Here is an 18451-nt window from a genome sequence, read left to right on the forward strand (position 1 = left end):
GCTCGACCGTGCGGGTGACCGTGCCGACGACGGGCTGAACGGCCCCGGCGACACCGTGCGCGAAGACCGGGACCTCGCCCGCGACGCCATACGCCAACGCCGTCGCACTGCCGGCCACCGGCTCGACCGTGCGGGTGACCGTGCCGACGACGGGCTGAACGGCCCCGGCGACACCGTGCGCGAAGACCGGGACCTCGCCCGCGACGCCATACGCCAGGTCGGTGGTGTGGCCCGCCACGCCGTACGCGAGCGACGGGACGTCGCCGGTGACTTCGGTCGCGAAGGGCCGGACGTCCTGCGTGACGCCGTACGCCAGGGTGCCCGCGTCCGCGACGGCCTGCCCGGCGACCGGCACGACGCCGTGCACGGCGGTGTTCACGACCGGCGGCAGCACGGCGTCGGTGGTGTCCTGGGCGACCTGCCCGACAAGACCGGCGGCGTACGGCGGCACGTCGGCGACGACGGCGTCGGCGACCGGGCGTACGCCGATGACCGTGCCGGTGGCGTACCCGGACACGCCGTCCTGGATCCCCCCGACTCCGGCGACCGTGCCGCCCACGACCGGGAAGACGTCCCCGACGACGCCGTACGCCAGCGTGGTCGCGCCACCCACGGCGCCTCCGGCGACCGGCGTCACGTCGGCCACCGCACCGGTGACGGCCGGGGGCACGCCGTCCACGGTTCGCCCGACGACGGGCATGACCTCTTGGGCGACCGGCAGGACACCGTCCACGGCGGCAGTGACGACGGGCGGCACCATCGCCGCGCCCGTCTGGTCGACGACGGGCGTGACGGTGCCGGGGACGGCGGAGACGTCGGTGATCCGGCTCTCCTCGGGGGCGAAGGCGGAGAGAGGGCCGAAGAGGTAGTCGACGCCGTGCTGGGGGGTGGTGGGTGTGCGGCGCGCGGCGGATACGGCTGCGTCGGGGACGTTGGCGGCCTTCGCGGCGGCTGCCTGCGCGGCGTTCGCCTGCGCCTCGGCCTGCGCGGCCCGGGCCGCCTTCGCGCCCTGGATGGCCGCGGCGCCCTTCACCTTGGACACCTTCGCCCTGGCGGCCTGGGACACCTTCGGGGCCACGGTGGCCGTCGTGTCTGCGGGACGGCCGGCCTGATCGGTGGTGCTGGTTGCCGTCTTTCGCGCAGTGGTGGTCGCGTCGGCGACCGTGCCGTCGAGCGTGTCGGTGACCGTGGTGGTCGTGTCGGACGCGGTGTCCGTCGCGGAGAGGGCGGTGGCCGGGAGTTCGTCCGCGTCGGCCACGGCGGAACCGAGTGCCCACGCACCGGTGACACCGGCGGCTATGACGAGGGAACGGCGGATGTTCTTGTTCATGAGTGCGTCAGATCCCTGGATCTTGGGAGGCCTGGAGAGGCTTGGGGACATCCGGAGCCATAGGGCTCCAGGGGGATCCGTCCGGAGATCTGAGGAGATCTGGGGGGTGTCCGAACGGCTGGGGCAGACCTGTTCCTCCCCCGCGCGGCAGGTCGGCGGGGGAAGGTCTGTCCTAGCCGGGGAAGACGGGGATGTCCCGGTGCCTGTCCCGGGTCCCGGCCGCGTCGACGCTCGCGGCGGCACCGGCCACGAGCCGCAGCGGCGCCCGCTGGTCGGGGGTGATGGCATGCGCGTCGGTGTGTCGCGACGAGCCGCTGTCCACCGCCGACTTGCCGCCCAGGGCTCCGCCCCGGTTGTCGGAGGGCGCCTGGTGCGCGGGCGCGTGGGCGGCGGAGGTGGAGGTAGGGGTGGAGGTGGTGCGGTGGGCGGAGGGGCGCGCGACGGACTCGGTCACGGTGCCGTGGCCGGCGAACCGCGGCCCGTACACGCCACCACCGTCCGCCGATTCCTCGTCACCGGCCGACTTCCCCGCCGCGTGATCGTCCGACTGGGGCTGCGGCGCCGAGGTGACCGGGGCGGGTGCGGGCAAGGTCTGGCCCGGGACCGCGGGCAGGCCCGGCACCGTGGGAGCACTCGGCACGGTCGGCAGAGTCGGCAGGGTCGGCCACGACGGGGACTCCGGGAACTGCGCCATCGTCGGCCACCCCGGCAGCGGGGGCTGCGCCGGTATCCCGACCGTCTCGGTCAGCCCCGTGGTCACCGTCCCGACCAGTTCTCCGACCGGCTGCACGACACCGCTGACCACGGCCCCGACGACGTCCTCGGTCACCGGGCGAAGCACCTTGTCGTCGGACGGGTGGGTGGGGGCATCGGCGCCGGGCTTGGCGGCAACCGGCTGGGGAGCGCCAGCCTTTGCCGTATCCGTGGTCGTGGTCGTGGTCGTGTCCATGGCCATGTGCGGCGTGAACTTCGGCTCCGCCGGGGGCTTCACCAGCTGACCGACCGTCCTGCCCGGCAACGCCCCGATGCCGTCCGCCGCCTGCGCCTGCTCCCCGCAGAGGAAGCCGAGCACGAACAACCCGCCCACCAGCAGCCCCACTTGCAGCGCTCGCCGTCCCACCACCGCGCGCAGCACGCGCACGGTGGCACCGGGAAAGGCTGCTGACCAGGTCACGAGGGGCAGGTCCTTCCGTGCGGCGGAACGAAGCGAGCGAAGCAAAAAGGAGCGGAGGCGCAAGGGAAACGGAGGGGAAGGGTGAAGACTCTGGAGAAAGCCGATCCTTGCACGGGGTGCCCGAGGTCGCGCAACCCCCCTGTTACCGATGCGTAGTCATGTCCGTTTTGCTGGGTGAAGCCGCAGGTCACCGGGTCGACAAATCGCCAACAGGGAGCCCGGGTTCACACCGGGTCCGGTATCGGAAGCGGCCGCTTCTCGATGGCCGCCGCCATCACCTCGGGGAACAGGTCGGGCGTGCAGGCGAAAGCCGGTGCACCCAGCGCGGCGAGCGCGGCAGCGTGCTCCCGGTCGTAGGCCGGCGCCCCCTCGTCCGACAGCGCGAGCAGCGTCACGAACTGCACCCCGGACGACTTCATCGCCGCGACCCGCTTGAGCATCTCGTTGCGTATGCCGCCCTCGTAGAGGTCGCTGATCAGCACCATCACCGTCTCCGCGGGCCGGGTGATCTGCGACTGGCAGTACGCCAGCGCCCGGTTGATGTCCGTGCCGCCACCGAGCTGCGTGCCGAAGAGTACGTCCACCGGGTCGTCGAGCTGGTCGGTGAGGTCGACGACCGCCGTGTCGAAGACGACGAGCCGTGTGTCGATCGACCGCATGGACGCCAGCACCGCCCCGAACACGGACGCGTAGACGACGGACGCCGCCATCGAGCCCGACTGGTCGATGCAGAGGACGACCTCCTTCTTCACCGACCGCGAGGCCCGGCCGTAGCCGATGAGCCGCTCGGGCACGATCGTCCGGTACTCCGGGAGGTAGTGCTTGAGGTTGGCCGAGATCGTGCGGTTCCAGTCGATGTCGTGGTGGCGCGGCCGGTTGATCCGGGCGCTGCGGTCGAGGGCGCCGGTGAGCGTGGCGCGGGTGCGGGTGGCGAGCCGCTTCTCCAGATCCTCGACGACCTTCCGCACGACGGCCCGGGCCGTCTCCTTCGTCGTCTCCGGCATCGCCTTGTTGAGCGAGAGCAGCGTGCCGACCAGGTGTACGTCGGCCTCGACCGCCTCCAGCATCTCCGGTTCGAGAAGCAGGGTGGACAGCCCGAGCCGGTCGATGGCGTCCCGCTGCATGACCTGGACGACGGAGGACGGGAAGTACGTCCGGATGTCCCCCAGCCATCGCGCCACCGACGGTGCCGAGGCCCCGAGGCCCGCCGAACGCTCCTTGCCCGCCTGTCCCTTCCCGTCTCCCCGGCCGTAGAGCGCGGCCAACGCTCCGTCCATCGCGGCATCCTGTGCACTGAGTGCGCACCCGGTGCCGTCGGCCGCCTCCCCGCCCAGCACAAGCCGCCAACGCCGCAGCCGCTCGTCGGCGGGGCCGGCGGGGTCGGTGGAGGAGGCAGACAGGGCTGCCGTGCCGACCGACGACCGTGCCGGGGCGGCGGCTGGGGCTGGGGCTGGGGCTGCGGCCGGCTCCCCGGCCGGTTGCCTCTCCATATCCATCTGCGCGTGCCCCGGACCCGTGGCGGGTTCCGTCGTCCTCGGTGTCGCCGGTGTCGCCGCTGCCGCCGGTGCCGTCAGGTCGTTCGGATCGGTCGTCATGCCCGCTCTCCCGTCCGGAACCGGTCCCAGAGCGGGACCACGGCCACGCTCGTCACCGAGCCGTGCTTCGCCCGGGACCCTGTCCTCCCGGGTGGGACTTCGCGCCCGTCCCCGACCGCGGCGGCTGCCGCCCTGCCTGCCCCGCCCCGCGGTGTCCGCGATACCTCGGTCATCATCCCGCCACCCCCGCAAGGTCGTTGTCGTCGTGCGCCAAGCCGTCGTCGTGGTCGTCGTCGTGGTTGTCGTGGTGGTTGTCGTCGTGGTTGTCGTCGTGGTTGTCGTCGTGGTTGTCGTCCAAGCCGAGCAGCAGCCGCACCACCGACAGCACGGCGTCGGCCCGGTCGCTGTCGAGGTCGGCCCCGAAACCCGGTATCCCGGAACCGGCTCCCGCCGCGCTCCCCCGCTGGCCCGGGCCCCGCCGGACCAGTTCGCCCAAGGTCCGCCGCACTCCTGGCTCGTACGCCGAGAACGTGCGCCGCAGCAGCGGCAGCACATCAGTGAACGCCTCCGCCGACACCCCGGTCAGCCAGGCGTCGACGAGTCCGAGCAGCCGCTCGTCGTGCAGGAGAAGCATTCCGCCGCCGGACCCGCCCCCGACGAAACCCTCGATCCACGCGGCCGCGTCTCCCGGCTCCGTCCCCGGCGAGAGCACGAGCCCCATGAGCCGAGCCGCCTCGTCCTGCGCCAACTCCCCATCGTCCAGCAGCAGTCGGACCGCCCGCCCGCGTATGACACCGGGCACGGTGTCCCGCAGGGACAACACCGTGAGCACGGCCTGCCAACGGCCACGGAGACCGTGGTGAGCCGGAACCGGCGCGTCCCCCCTGCCGCCCGGTTCCGAACCCGAGGCCGCGTCCTCGGGAGAAGCCACCTCACCCAGTAGCCCCACCGCCCCGTGCACCGCGTCCACATGACGCCGCATCTCCTCCGCCGCCTCCGCGTCGAGCGCGGCACAGGCCGGGGGCAGGCCGACGAAGACCCGCTCGGCGAGGCCCGCGGCGACCTCCGTCAGGGCGCCGGTGTCGGTACCGCGCACATCGCCGTAGCGCAGGGAACGGACGAGGGCCGGCAGGGCCTGGGCGAGGTGGCCGACGTCCGCGTCCAGAGCGGCGCGGTCGGCGAGTATCTGCATCACCGTGGGCAGGGCGTCGGGGAGTTCGGCCAGCAGACAGCGCTCGGCGAGGGCGGTGACGTCGGCGAGTCCCGGCGCGGAGACGGCGTCCGCCTCCGCCTTGGCCGTCGCGGCGGAGAGCACGGTCGTGCCCCACACCCCCGCCTCGGCGACCCGCACCGACAGCTCCGGCTCCCACCGCAGTCGCCACGTCTCGCGGAACGTGCCCGTGCTCCCCCGCGAGGCGGCCGGTTCACCCCACGCCACGCCCAGAAGTCGCAGCCGGTGCAGCAGCGTGCTGCGCCCGGCGTCGTTCTCCTTGCGCAGGTCCAGCTCCAACTCCCGCTCCAGCGCCTCCGGTTTGAGCCGCAGCCGCCGCTGGATCCGGTCGAGATCCCGCTGCAACGGCACCGCGGGCGCCGCCTGCGGCACCTCCCCCAGGACGTCCCCGACCACCAGCCGGTCGTGCACCAGCGCCAACGGCACGTCCGAGCCCTCGCACATCACCGCCCGCACCGCGTCGGTCGTCTCGCTCAGGCCGGGCAAGGGCCGGCCGCGCATCGCCGCGAGCGTCTCGGCCAGCCGTACGGCCTCGATGACGTGCGCCGAGGACACGATCCGGTCCTCGTCGCGCAGCAGCCCCGCCACCTTGGTCAGCCACCGCTCGACGGGCCGGTCCGGCGCGCCGAACAGATGCCCGTACCAGCCGGGCGAGTCGATACCGGCGCCGTAGCCGCTGTGCCGCGAGAGCCTGCGGTGTGTCCACGGCACCCATGTCATGTCCGCCTTGACCTTGGGGAGCCCCTTCAGCAGCGCCTTGTCGCCGGCGACCGTGCTCTTCCGCCGCAACGCCGGCACATGCCAGGCCCCGCACACCACGGCCACGTCGTCCCCGAACTCCCGCTGGGCGGCCCGCAACTGGAGCCGCATGTACGCCTCCCGCACGAGGTCCCGGTCGTGTCCGCCGGTCCCGTACGTCTCCCGCAACACCTCCATCGCCTCTTCCAGCACGGTGAACGGCTCGAACACGTCACCCTGCCCCGCTCCCCGGTGCTCGACGACGTCCTCCCACCACCGCTCGGGATCGTCGTATCCGGCGGCCTCGGCGAGCACCCCGAGCGGGTCGACACGGACGGCGTCGTGAAGGTCGGGCTGGTCGCCCGGAGGTGGGTTCCCACTGGTGGAAGAGGGCTCCGCTTCCCCCGGGGCGGCGTTCTCGTCGGCCGGAGCAGGCCGCTTCTCGGGCCCACTCGGGTCCGATCCCTCGGCGGCGGGCTCGTCCGGTCGGTCCGTCGGCCCTTCGTCCGCCACGTCCCTCCCCCACGCCAGGGTGTGCGTGGCCGGCAGGTCGACGAAACGGGCCGGGACCTCGTGCTCCAGCGCCCAGCGGATCGCCACCCACTCCGGGGAGAACTCGGCCAGCGGCCAGAACGCCGAACGGCCGGGCTCGTCCACGGCATGGGCGAGCAGTGCCACCGGCGGTCGCATGTCCTCCTCGGCGGCCAGCGGAATCAACGCGTCGGCCTCGGGCGGCCCCTCGATCAGCACGATCCGGGGCAGGGCCGCGTCCAGCGCCGCCCGCACCGCCCGCGCCGACCCGGGCCCGTGATGCCGCACCCCGAGCAGCAACGGCCCGGCGCCGGACCTCCGGCTCCCCCGAACGCCGGCGTCGGCCACCCCCTCACCGCCATGAACGCCCACGTCGACCAGCCCCCCGTCCCCGGCCCCGGCCTCTGCGGAGCCGCTCGCCGCCCCGCTCTCGACCTCACTCACACCCGTCACACCGAACCCCTCCCCTCCATGGCCACTCGGAGTCGTCCTCTCCGCCCCGCCCGGTCCCGTTGCCGCCGCCCCGCTCCACACCCGTCACGACCGCCCGTCATGACCGCCCCCCCTGTCTCCGGGTTCCCCTCAGCACGAACCCCGGGCCATCTCTCACGCACTGACCTCCCGGCAGGCCCGGTAGAAGTCCTTCCAGCCGTCCCGCTCGCGGACGACCGCCTCCAGGTACTCCTGCCAGATGACCCGGTCGGCAACCGGATCGCGGACGACGGCGCCGAGGATGCCCGCGGCGACGTCTCCGGCCCGCAGGACGCCGTCACCGAAGTGGGCGGCGAGGGCGAGACCGTTGGTGACGACCGAGATGGCCTCGGCGGTCGACAGCGTGCCGCTGGGTGACTTGAGCTTCGTACGGCCGTCGGACGTGATCCCGTCGCGCAGCTCGCGGAAGACCGTCACGACCCGGCGGATCTCGGCGATGCCGTCCGGCGCGGCCGCCAGGTCCAGGGAGCGGCCGATCTGGTCGACGCGGCGCGAGACGATGTCGACCTCGGCCTCGACACTCTCCGGCAGCGGCAGCACCACCGTGTTGAAACGGCGACGCAGGGCGCTGGAGAGGTCGTTGACCCCGCGGTCGCGGTCGTTGGCCGTGGCGATGAGGTTGAAGCCGCGGACCGCCTGCACCTCCTGGCCCAGCTCCGGTATCGGCAGCGTCTTCTCGGACAGGATCGTGATCAGCGAGTCCTGCACGTCGGCAGGGATACGGGTCAGCTCCTCGACCCGGGCCGTCATCCCCTCCGCCATGGCCCGCATCACGGGACTGGGCACGAGCGCGGCACGGCTCGGGCCGTTGGCGAGCAGCTGTGCGTAGTTCCAGCCGTAGCGGATCGCCTCCTCCGGGGTGCCCGCCGTGCCCTGCACGAGCAGGGTCGAGTCGCCGCTGACCGCAGCGGCGAGATGTTCGGAGACCCAGGTCTTGGCGGTGCCGGGCACGCCGAGCAGGAGCAGGGCGCGGTCGGTGGCGAGGGTGGTGACGGCGACCTCGACCAGGCGCCGCGGGCCCACGTACTTCGGAGTGATCACCGTGCCGTCCGGCAGGGTGCCGCCGAGGAGGTACGTCGCCACCGCCCACGGCGACAGCTTCCAGCGGACCGGGCGCGGGCGGTCGTCCTGCGCGGCCAGCGCGGCGAGTTCACCGGCGAAGGCTTCCTCGGCATGCGGCCGCAACGCCTCGGCCGGTGATCCCTGCTTCGGTTCCACGTTCGTCGGTTCAACAGACACAGACATGGCTGAGGCCCCCTCCAGCTCGGCCGGTTCGGATCTGTCACCAACCGTGCACCACGCCACTGACAATGCGATCCGACCTGCGGAAACGCGCTCACGGGGGTTGGAGCGGCCGTCGGTCCGGGGCCGATTGTCAGTGGGGGGATCTACCTTCGATGACATGACTCAGCAGGGGGTGCGCTGGACGGCGGATCAGGTGCTGGCACTGGCTCCTGACGCCGCCTCACGCAAAGCGGGAAGCAAACTCGGCGCGGCCGGGCCATGGTCCGAGGCGGGGAGTTCCGACGAGGGGACGGTGTGGGGGCTGTGCAAAGGCAGTGGCAGCAAGCCGTATCAGACGGTCATCGACGTCGCGGACGCCGCGGGTCCGGCGTACAAGTGCAGCTGCCCGAGCCGCAAGTTCCCGTGCAAACACGCGCTCGGGCTGCTGCTGCTCTGGGCCGGCGGGGAGGGAGCGGTGCCGCCGGGCCGGGCACCGGACTGGGCGGAGCAGTGGATAGCGGGGAGAAGGCAGCGGGCGCAGGAGAAGGGGACGGCGGACGCGGCGGGTTCGGGCGCCGGGGCCGGTGATCCGGAGGCGGCGCGGCGCAGGGCGGAGCGCCGGGCCGTGCGGATCACGGCGGGGGCGACAGAGCTGGAGCAGCGGCTGGCGGACCTGCTGCGGGGCGGTCTGGCGGGGGCGGAGCAGGCGGGATACGGCATGTGGGAGGAGACGGCCGCGCGCATGGTCGACGCCCAGGCGCCGGGACTCGCCGGCCGGGTGCGGGAGTTGGGGTCGATCCCGTCGTCCGGTCCGGGCTGGCCGGTGCGGCTGCTGGAGGAGTGCGCCCTCATCCACCTTCTCGACCAGGGCTGGCTGCGCCGCGAGCGGCTGCCGGACGGTCTGGCGTCGACGGTCCGTTCCCGGATCGGCCTGCCCGCCTCGGCGGACGGCCCCGGAATCCGGGACCGCTGGCTGGTGCTCGCCCAGTACGACACGGCGGACGCCCGTCTGACGACCCGCCGGATCTGGCTGCACGGCACGGACTCGGGCCGCACGGCCCTGCTCCTTTCCTACGGCGCGGCCGGCCGCGCTCCCGAACTGGCGCTGCCGGTGGGGCTGGAGCTGGAGGCGGAGGTGTCCGCCTACCCCGGTACCGGTCAGCTGCGGGCGGCGCTCGGCGAGCAGTTCGCGCCGCCCGCACCCTCGGCGACCCGCCCACCCGGAGTGACGACCGAGCAGGCGGCCGCCCAGTACGGGGCGGCGCTGCGGGACGACCCCTGGCTCGACTCCGTCCCCGTGACCCTGGACCGGGTGATACCGGCCCCGGACGGGAACTCCTGGCAACTGGCCGACGCCGAGGGCGACTCGGCCCTGCCGCTCACCGCCTCCGGTGGCTCCCGTCCGGGCCTGTGGCGCCTGGTCGCGCTCTCGGGCGGGGCCCCGGTGAAGGTCTTCGGCGAATGCGGCCACCGCGGCTTCACCCCGCTGACGGCGTGGCCCGAGGGCGCGGGCGAGGCGGTGCGACTGTGCTGAACGGAACCGACCCAGCAGCCGACCGGACGGAAAGGAACCGCATGGACAGGACCTCCGCTACGGCCAAACCCTCCGCGTCGGACGCCTGGGAGGAGCTCGTCACCTCGGCCCTGCTCGGCACCGCCCGGCGCACACCGCCCGGCATCCCGCCCGGTCCCGAGGCGCCGGTGGCCTTGCTGGACGCCGCGGCCGTGGAGACCGTACGGCGGCGGGCCGGGCTCAGGCCCGCGCGGGCGGCACAGCGGCCGCAGCCTGCGCCCGAGGACCCGCGCCCTCCCCTGCCCGCGGCGGCGGCCCGCCGGCTCGCGATGCTGCTCGCCGACCGGCCGGGCACGGGCGGCGGCGGCCGCAGGGGTACGGCACCGGATCTGGTGGAGCTGCTCCCGCAGTGGCTCTCGGCGGCGAACGCCCGCGGCTACGCGGCCCCTGCGGAGCTGCTGCCCGCGTTGCTGGACGCGGCCCGGGGGCGTACGGACCTGCGGCCGGCAGCACTGGCGTTCGCGGGTTCGCGTGCCATCTGGCTCGCCCGGCTGAACCCGGACTGGCGATTCGCGCTGCGGGCGACACCCGGCGGCGGAGCGGCGCTGCCGCCGCCGCAGGACACCGCGGGGATCCGACGTCTCTGGGAGGAAGGCCTGTTCGCCGAGCGGGTGGCCCTTCTCGGGGCGATACGGGCCCGGGAGCCCGCCGCCGCGCGCGAGCTGCTCGCGGCGACCTGGGCGACCGAGCGGGCCGAGGACCGGCTGATGTTCCTCGACTCGCTGCGGACGGGCCTGGGGCCGCACGACGAGCCGTTCCTGGAGCAGGCACTGGCCGACCGGAGCCGCAACGTACGGGCCACGGCCGCGGAGTTGCTGTCCGCGCTGCCGGGTTCGGCGCTGGCGGCGCGGATGGCGGTCCGGGCCGGGGCGTGCGTGGCCGTCGACCACACCCAGGACACGCCGACGATCGTCGTCGAGGCGCCGCACGAGTGCGACCCGGGCATGGAGCGCGACGGCGTCGTGGCGAAGGCGCCCTCGGGGCGGGGGGAACGGTCGTGGTGGTTCGGGCAGTTGGTGGAGGCGGCGCCGCTGGCGGTGTGGCCGGGGCGGCTCGGTGGGCGGACGCCCGAGGAGATCGTCGTGTTGCCGGTGGCGGACGACTGGCGGAACGAACTGCACGCGGCGTGGTGCCGGGCCGCCGTACGGCAGCGGGACGCCGGGTGGGCGCGGGCGCTGCTCGGAGCCCCTGCGGCGCCGGAGGCCGGGGGGCCGGGGGCGGTGTCACTGGCGGAGCGGGCCAAGCTGCTGGCGACGTTGGGCTCCGCCGAACGGGCCGAGTGGGTCGCCGGGTTCATCGCGACGCACGGGTTGTCCGAGGCGTTTCAGCTGCTGGGAGTGTGCGGAGTGCCGTGGGCCGGGCCACTCGGGCGGGCGGTGGTCGACGCGCTCAACATCGCCCGGGACGCGGGGAGTTACCCGTGGAGTTTCAGCGGGGTGATGGGGCTGGCGGAGCGGTGTCTCGATCCGGCCGAGGCGGGGCGCCTGGAGGGACTGATGGCGGTGCCGGACGAGGGAGAGGACGCGAGTCCCGGGGCGGGGGGCTACTGGGCCGAGGCGTTCCAGCGGCTGGTGACGACCTTGCGGTTGCGGGCGGCGATGACGGAGGAGCTGGGGGACGCCTAGGCACGCAGGCGGGCAACGGGGCGCCAGGCCATGCCGTCCGGCGGTGCAAGTTCGTCCTAACCGGTGCCGGGCGCCACATCATGCCGCCCGGGCGGCTGCGGGTTCGTCCCGGCTGCCGGTTCGTCCCGGCTGCCGGTTCGTCCCGGCTGCCGGTTCGTCGGGGCTGCAGGTTCTCGCGGCCGACCACGTCCCGCCGCGGAGCCGCCGCCGTTACAGCCCGGCGCCCAGGCCGGGGTACGGCCGGGCACGCGTGACGGCACCCGCTGAGGGGCGCGGGGAACTGCGCGACCGGCCCCCACCGGCCCGCACCCGGCATCCAACCCCTGCACGCGCCCCCTACGCCCCCGTCGGCTGCCGCACATTCGCCCGCACCCAGTCCACGATCGACTGGGTCGTCGCCCCCGGCGTGAAGATCTCCGCGACCCCCTTCTCCTTCAGCGCAGGGATGTCCCCGTCCGGGATGATCCCGCCGCCGAACACCAGGATGTCCGCGGCATCCCGCTCCCTGAGCAGGTCGATCACCGCGGCGAACAACGTGTTGTGGGCGCCGGAGAGGATGGAGAGACCGATCGCGTCGGCGTCCTCCTGGATCGCCGTGTCGACGATCTGCTCGGGAGTCTGGTGGAGGCCGGTGTAGATGACCTCCATGCCCGCGTCGCGCAGCGCCCTCGCGATCACCTTGGCTCCGCGATCATGACCGTCGAGGCCCGGCTTGGCCACCACTACGCGGATCGGACCGGCTGTCACACCCATCACTGCCTCCATGAAGCGACTGCGTCCATTCCTGCCGACTAGTACCGCACAGACCGGGAATGTGAACGAACGTTATCGCCGCCATCTCGCACCATGCTGTTTCGCAGTGGGCACCGAGGGGGAAATCATATGGTGGGACACGTTCGGGAGCCGCAACGAGGTCGCCGCACCGCCGCGCCGCAGGCCGCGCGCCACGGGGGCGCGGCGCGCCGGCGACGGCACGAAGGGCACGTAGGACAGGTAAGGCACGACAGCGGGGAGCCTCGTCGCCACACCGACAGGGCGGCTCGTCACGTCACCGGCGCACCACCAGCACCGTCAGCAGCATCGGCACCACCGATACGACCGGAAACCGCACCGGCACCGTCGGCATCGCCCGCACCACCGGTTCTGTCAGCGCCGCCGGCCCGCCCGGTGGCCCCGGAACCGAGCGCCGACCGCCGTACCCACCCTCCGCGCCCCACTCGCGCCATGTCGGCGCCGGCGACCTTCGCCGCGACTCCCCACGAGCGCACACGGGGGACGGAGCTGTCCTCCCGTGTGCCGACAGGAGGTCGGCCATGAAGGTCACCAAGGCGCTGCTGCCCTTTCTCCCGCTCTGCCAGCGTCTGCTTCCCGGCAGGCTGGCGGGACTCTCCCTGGCCCTCCTGAAGGCGACCACGCTCGAGATCGCGATCCTCGCGGGACATCTCCTCCTGTATCCGTCCGGCATCGTCCAGGAGCGCCGTTCCCCCCTGCCCCCGCTCCCGGAGGACGGCGCCGCACAGCTGCCGACGGAGGCCAAGCCCCCGGTCGTCCTGCTGCACGGCTTCATCGACAACCGTTCGGTCTTCGTGCTCCTGCGCCGCAGCCTCGCCCAGCACGGCAGGCAGCAGGTCGAGTCGCTCAACTACTCCCCGCTGACCTGCGACATCCGCGCCGCGGCTGAGCTCCTCGGCCGGCACATAGAGGGGATCTGCGAGCGCACGGGCAGCGAGCGGGTCGACGTCGTCGGGCACAGCCTCGGCGGCCTGATCGCGCGGTACTACGTGCAGCGTCTCGGCGGCGACACCCGGGTCCGCACGCTGGTGACGCTCGGCACCCCGCACTCGGGCACCCGGGTGGCGCCACTGGCGAACGCGCACCCCATCGTGCGCCAGATGCGCCCCGGCTCGGAGTTGCTCGAGGAGCTCACTGAGCCGGCCCCGGGCTGCCGTACGCACTTCGTCAGCTTCTGGAGCGACCTCGACCACCTGATGGATCCGCTGGAGACCGCCTGCATCGACCATGAGGACCTGATGGTGGAGAACGTCCGGGTGAGCGGGATCGGGCATCTCGCCCTGCCCGTGCATCCCGCCGTCGCGAACGGCATACGGCAGGTGCTCGACACCGCGCGAGCCGGGGAGGAGACGGCCGGCCGCGCGGGCGGACTGACCGTGGCGTAACGGTCGTATCGGCCACCGGACACCAGCCGCCAACTGCTCCTCACCCAGTCCGCCGACCGCTCCTCACCCAGTCCGCCGCCAGCGCGTCACACAGGCCTCCGACAGCGCTCCGACAGCCGACTGACCACGGACCAACATCGAACACTCTTCGAACACAGAGCCAAAGTCCAGCCCGCGCTCCCCCGAAACACGTCCGAATGCCCGTTTCCTGCGCGCCCAAAACCAGTTGAAGATTGTCGCGCCCGCATACCGCCGGGTACAGTCACCGCACTGCTCTGGCAGCCCCTGTTGTCGAGGCGAAAGAGAAGTTGGTGAACGACCGTCACCCGTCGGGGACCATGACCACCCCGGCTCCGGCCTCCGACGCCGACTCGTCGTACGGCACCCAGGAGGCCCAGTACGGCGACTTCACCACGTACGGCGGCTATGACGCCACTGGTTTCGACGCCCTGGGCACGACCGGCGCCCACGCCACCGGCACCTTCGAGACCGACCCGCTCTTCGGCAACATGCCGGCCGACACCACCGGTTCGTACGACTCCTCGACGTGGAACACCGGCGGTCACCAGACCCTGAACTACGACATGTACGCGGCCCAGCACCACGCCGCCTACGACACCGGCGCGTACGACGCCACGCAGTGGGGCGCCGACCAGCAGCAGCTCGCCGCGATCCCGCCGCAGGCCCGCAGCGTCGATCACAGCGGACAGTGGGACGCCAGTTCCTGGCACCAGCCCGACCAGTCCGCGGGCCCGGCCGACCAGACCCAGCACTGGGAATGGGGCACGCAGGCCTTCGACACCGGGACGTACGACGCCACGCAGTGGAACTCCGACGGCACGGCGGCCGACCCGCAGCCGACCGCCACCTTCGAGCAGGCCGGGTACGACGAGACCCACGCGTACGGCGAGGCGAACCCTTACGGCGACGCCTACGCCGAACACACCTTGCACGACGGCGAGTCGAACGCCACTACGGACACGGCCACCACCGACACCGGCGAGATGCCCGCCGTCCTCGACGCCGACGCCCCGCTCCTGGACGACCAGGAAGAGGCCCCCCGAGCCGCGGCGCCCGCCCCCGGCTCCCGCGTCGCCGCGCGCAACGCGGGCCGCTCCCGCCGCCGTATGCCCGCCAAGCGCTCCGCGCTGCTGACGATCGCCGTCCCCTCGGCGTGTGTCATGGGGGTCGCCGGGATCGCCGCCGCCTCGGTCGGCACGCTGACCGGCGACGACAAAGACACCTCGACGACCCTCGCGGACACGAGCGCCGTCAAGCCGGCCATCGCGAACAACAAGCTGGACACCCAGCTCGAGAGCCTCAGGGCCGGTGCCGACGACTTCGCCGACCGGGCCAGCCGCACACAGGAACGCATCGACCTCAAGACCCAGCAACTGGCCGAGAAGAGGAAAGCTGCGGAGGAGGCGGCCCGCAAGGAGCGGCTGCGCCCGAAGTTCGCGCTTCCGGTCGCGCAGCGGGGGCTCAGCGCCTACTTCGGCCAGGCCGGCGTCAACTGGATGTCCGTCCACACCGGCATCGACTTCCCGGTGTCGTACGGCACGACGGTGCTGGCCGCGACCGACGGCACCGTCCGGACGCAGTGGAACAGCGCGTACGGCAACATGATGGTCGTGACGGCGAAGGACGGCACCGAGACGTGGTACTGCCACCTCTCGAGCTACCGCGTCGCCTCCGGTACGACGGTCAAAGCCGGCGACCCGATCGCCTACTCCGGCAACTCCGGCAACTCGACCGGACCCCACCTGCACTTCGAGGTGCACCCCGCAGGCGGTTCGGCCATAGACCCCCTGCCGTGGCTGCGCAGCCACGGGCTGGACCCGACGTAACCTCTCGGACCCAGCCCGCCCCTTTGCGGAGCTACAGCTTCTCCACCGGCGCGTACCGCAGCAGCAGCCGCTTCGGCTTGGCCTCCCCGAAGTCGATCGTCGCCTCGGCGTTCGCGCCCGTGCCCTTCACCCCGACCACCGTGCCCAGACCGAACTGGTCGTGGGTGACACGGTCGCCGACTGCCAGGGACACCACCGGCTTCTCCGAGGTCCTGCGCGTCGCGAAGCCGGACGCGCCCGACGCCGAGGAGCGGGAACGGGACGACGACAGCGAGGCGGCGACCCCCGAGACCGGCCCCGCAGGAGCGCCGGCCGCCCCCGTGCGCTTCCAGTCCACGTGCTGCGCCGGGATCTCCTCCAGGAAGCGGGAGGGCGGGTTGTACGACGGCTGCCCCCACGCGCTGCGCAGGGAGGACCGGGTCAGGTACAGCCGCTCACGCGCGCGCGTGATGCCGACGTAGGCCAGGCGCCGCTCCTCCTCCAGTTCCTTCGTCTGGCCGAGGGCGCGCATGTGCGGGAAGACGCCGTCCTCCATGCCGGTGAGGAAGACGACCGGGAACTCCAGGCCCTTGGCGGTGTGCAGGGTCATCAGGGTGATGACGCCGGAGCCGTCCTCGTCCTCGTCGGGGATCTGGTCGGAGTCGGCGACGAGCGCGACCCGCTCCAGGAAGTCGGAGAGCGAGCCGGTCTCCTCGCCCTCGCCGGACTCCTGCTCGAACTCCAGGGCCACGGCGGCGAGTTCCTGGAGGTTCTCGATGCGGGTCTCGTCCTGCGGGTCGGTGGAGGCCTGCAACTCGGCGAGATAGCCGGTGCGTTCGAGGACGGCTTCCAGGACGGTCGCCGGGCCCGCGCCGGACTCGACGATCGTACGGAGCTCCTCCATCAGCACGTTGAACCGCTTCACGGCGTTGGTCGAGCGCGCGGCCATGCCGTACGCCTCGTCGACGCGCTTGAGTGCCTGCGGGAAGCTGATCTTCTCGCGCTGGGACAGGGCGTCGATCATCGCCTCGGCCCGGTCGCCGATGCCGCGCTTGGGGACGTTGAGGATCCGGCGCAGCGGCACGGAGTCCTCCGGGTTGGCGAGAACGCGCAGGTAGGCCAGGACGTCCCGGACCTCCTTGCGCTCGTAGAAGCGGACGCCGCCGACGACCTTGTAGGGCAGGCCGACGCGGATGAAGACCTCTTCGAAGACACGGGACTGCGCGTTGGTGCGGTAGAAGACGGCGACATCGCCGGCCTTCGCGTCACCCGCGTCCGTGAGGCGGTCTATCTCGTCGGCGACGAACTGCGCCTCGTCGTGCTCGGTGTCGGCGACATAGCCGGTGATGCGCGCGCCCGCGCCCGCGTTGGTCCACAGGTTCTTGGGGCGGCGCGACTCGTTGCGCTCGATGACGGCGTTGGCGGCGGTGAGGATCGTCTGGGTGGAGCGGTAGTTCTGCTCCAGGAGGATCGTCGTCGCGTCCGGGTAGTCCTCCTCGAACTGGAGGATGTTGCGGATGGTCGCGCCGCGGAAGGCGTAGATCGACTGGTCGGCGTCACCGACGACACAGAGCTCGGCGGGCGGCAGGTCGTGCTCGCTCGGCGGCACGTCCACCGGGTGCTCGGAGGTCCCGACCAGCTCCCTGACCAGCGCGTACTGCGCGTGGTTGGTGTCCTGGTACTCGTCGACGAGGACGTGCCGGAAGCGGCGGCGGTAGTGCTCGGAGACGTCGGGGAACGCCCGGAGCAGGTTGACCGTCGTCATGATCAGGTCGTCGAAGTCGAGGGCGTTCGCCTCGCGGAGGCGCGACTGGTACATGGCGTAGGCCTGGGCGAGGGTCTTCTCGAAGCCGTCGGTGGCCTGGGCGGCGAAGTCCTCCTCGTCGATCAGCTCGTTCTTCAGGTTGCTGATCTTGGCGCTGAAGGACTTCGGGGGGTAGCGCTTGGGGTCGAGGTCCAGATCGCGGCAGACCAGGGCCATGAGCCGCTTGGAGTCGGCGGCGTCGTAGATCGAGAAGGAAGAGGTGAACCCGAGCTTCTTCGACTCCCTCCGCAGGATCCGCACGCACGCGCTGTGGAAGGTCATGACCCACATCGCGTTCGCGCGCGGGCCCACGAGCTGCTCGACGCGCTCCTTCATCTCGCCCGCGGCCTTGTTGGTGAAGGTGATCGCGAGGATCTGGCCCGGGTGGACATTGCGCTCGCCGAGGAGGTGGGCGATGCGGTGGGTGAGCACCCGGGTCTTGCCGGAACCGGCGCCGGCCACGATGAGCAGCGGGGTGCCGGAGTGCACGACGGCCGCGCGCTGGTTCTCGTTCAGCCCCTCCAGGAGCGCGGCCGGGTCCACCACCGGGCGCGGGGCGCCGTCGCGGTAGTAGGCGTCCCGGTCCGGGGGCACGTCGAACTTCCCACCGAACAGGTCGTCCGGAACGGGTTCCGGCACGTGGTCGTCCTCGGGCGGCGGCGGGGGCTCCTCCGCATGCCCGCGAGGGGCCTGGAGGTCCGCCAGGAAGCTGTCGTCAAAGAGGCTGCTCATCGCTCTCCGAGTCTAGGGTGCCCCACTGACAGCCCGCCGCCGCCCTGAGAACATCCACCCTGCCGTCACGGTCCGTGACGGGCCCCGGACCGACGTGCCGTGCCCGGAGCGCCAGGAACGGCGAACACCCCCTCACCACGACAGATCACCCCGAATCCCCGCCATGGAGCGACGCCCGCGACGAAGGTCACGAAAATGTATCGGGCATATCGACCAGCAACCTTCACATGGGCCACACCCGTTGGCTACCGTTCCGGGCAGGCCGTACGACCCCCTCCGGCGAACGTCGCCGGGCCGCACGGCCTCCGCCGAGTCCGCAGGCGCCGCCGCGCGCCCGGAGCCGGGGACCCACCGAACCCGGGGTGAATCGGCCGACTCCCGCCCACGGGAGCGCCGTAGGGCAACCCTTCCCGCCCGAACCCGACAGCTAACCCGGTAGGCGGAGCACGGAAGGAGTCG

The 18451-nt window shown here is 72.6% G+C and carries 11 protein-coding genes and 1 riboswitch; of the genes, 4 read left to right on the forward strand and 7 right to left on the reverse strand.

Annotation, left to right across the window (positions count from 1 at the left end; all coding sequences use genetic code 11):
* From ACIRP7_RS08415 to ACIRP7_RS08435, 5 genes are all read right to left on the reverse strand, one after another.
* Positions 1-1330 (reverse strand): hypothetical protein (locus ACIRP7_RS08415; RefSeq protein ID WP_403655363.1); only part of this gene is annotated, 1330 nt, incomplete at its 3' end.
* Between the two features lie 172 nt (positions 1331-1502).
* Positions 1503-2504: a hypothetical protein gene (locus tag ACIRP7_RS08420; protein ID WP_403655365.1), complete on the reverse strand. Its 1002-nt coding sequence runs from the start codon at positions 2502-2504 to the stop codon at positions 1503-1505.
* Between the two features lie 224 nt (positions 2505-2728).
* Entirely contained in the window at positions 2729-4000 is a 1272-nt protein-coding gene (locus ACIRP7_RS08425) for a VWA domain-containing protein (RefSeq protein ID WP_403655940.1), read from the reverse strand.
* 271 nt (positions 4001-4271) lie between these two features.
* Entirely contained in the window at positions 4272-6887 is a 2616-nt protein-coding gene (locus ACIRP7_RS08430; protein ID WP_403655942.1) for a DUF5682 family protein, read from the reverse strand.
* 258 nt (positions 6888-7145) lie between these two features.
* Positions 7146-8276, reverse strand: coding sequence for an AAA family ATPase (locus ACIRP7_RS08435; RefSeq protein WP_403655367.1), 1131 nt, complete (start codon positions 8274-8276; stop codon positions 7146-7148).
* A gap of 157 nt (positions 8277-8433) precedes the next feature.
* Between ACIRP7_RS08435 and ACIRP7_RS08440 the strand changes: the two genes are divergently transcribed.
* Together ACIRP7_RS08440 and ACIRP7_RS08445 are read left to right on the forward strand one after the other, a co-directional pair.
* Complete coding sequence (locus ACIRP7_RS08440) at positions 8434-9789, forward strand: SWIM zinc finger family protein (protein WP_403655369.1); 1356 nt, start codon at positions 8434-8436, stop codon at positions 9787-9789.
* A gap of 41 nt (positions 9790-9830) precedes the next feature.
* Complete coding sequence (locus tag ACIRP7_RS08445; RefSeq protein WP_403655371.1) at positions 9831-11453, forward strand: DUF5691 domain-containing protein; 1623 nt, start codon at positions 9831-9833, stop codon at positions 11451-11453.
* 336 nt (positions 11454-11789) lie between these two features.
* Here ACIRP7_RS08445 and ACIRP7_RS08450 read toward each other — a convergent pair whose 3' ends face one another.
* On the reverse strand, positions 11790-12206 hold the full coding sequence (locus tag ACIRP7_RS08450) for a cobalamin B12-binding domain-containing protein (protein WP_403655373.1): 417 nt from the start codon (positions 12204-12206) through the stop codon (positions 11790-11792).
* A 560-nt stretch (positions 12207-12766) separates the two neighbouring features.
* Between ACIRP7_RS08450 and ACIRP7_RS08455 the strand changes: the two genes are divergently transcribed.
* Together ACIRP7_RS08455 and ACIRP7_RS08460 are read left to right on the forward strand one after the other, a co-directional pair.
* A complete protein-coding gene (locus ACIRP7_RS08455; protein ID WP_403655375.1) occupies positions 12767-13630 on the forward strand; it encodes a lipase family alpha/beta hydrolase in 864 nt (287 codons plus the stop codon).
* 311 nt (positions 13631-13941) lie between these two features.
* A complete protein-coding gene (locus ACIRP7_RS08460; protein ID WP_403655377.1) occupies positions 13942-15477 on the forward strand; it encodes a M23 family metallopeptidase in 1536 nt (511 codons plus the stop codon).
* A gap of 31 nt (positions 15478-15508) precedes the next feature.
* Here ACIRP7_RS08460 and pcrA read toward each other — a convergent pair whose 3' ends face one another.
* On the reverse strand, positions 15509-17992 hold the full coding sequence (pcrA, locus tag ACIRP7_RS08465; RefSeq protein WP_403655379.1) for a DNA helicase PcrA: 2484 nt from the start codon (positions 17990-17992) through the stop codon (positions 15509-15511).
* Between the two features lie 311 nt (positions 17993-18303).
* A riboswitch (cyclic di-AMP (ydaO/yuaA leader) is annotated at positions 18304-18449 on the forward strand.
* Positions 18450-18451: the final 2 nt, after the last annotated feature.

The sequence above is a fragment of the Streptomyces sp. NPDC102270 genome (assembly GCF_044766405.1).
Taxonomy (GTDB): Bacteria; Actinomycetota; Actinomycetes; order Streptomycetales; family Streptomycetaceae; genus Streptomyces.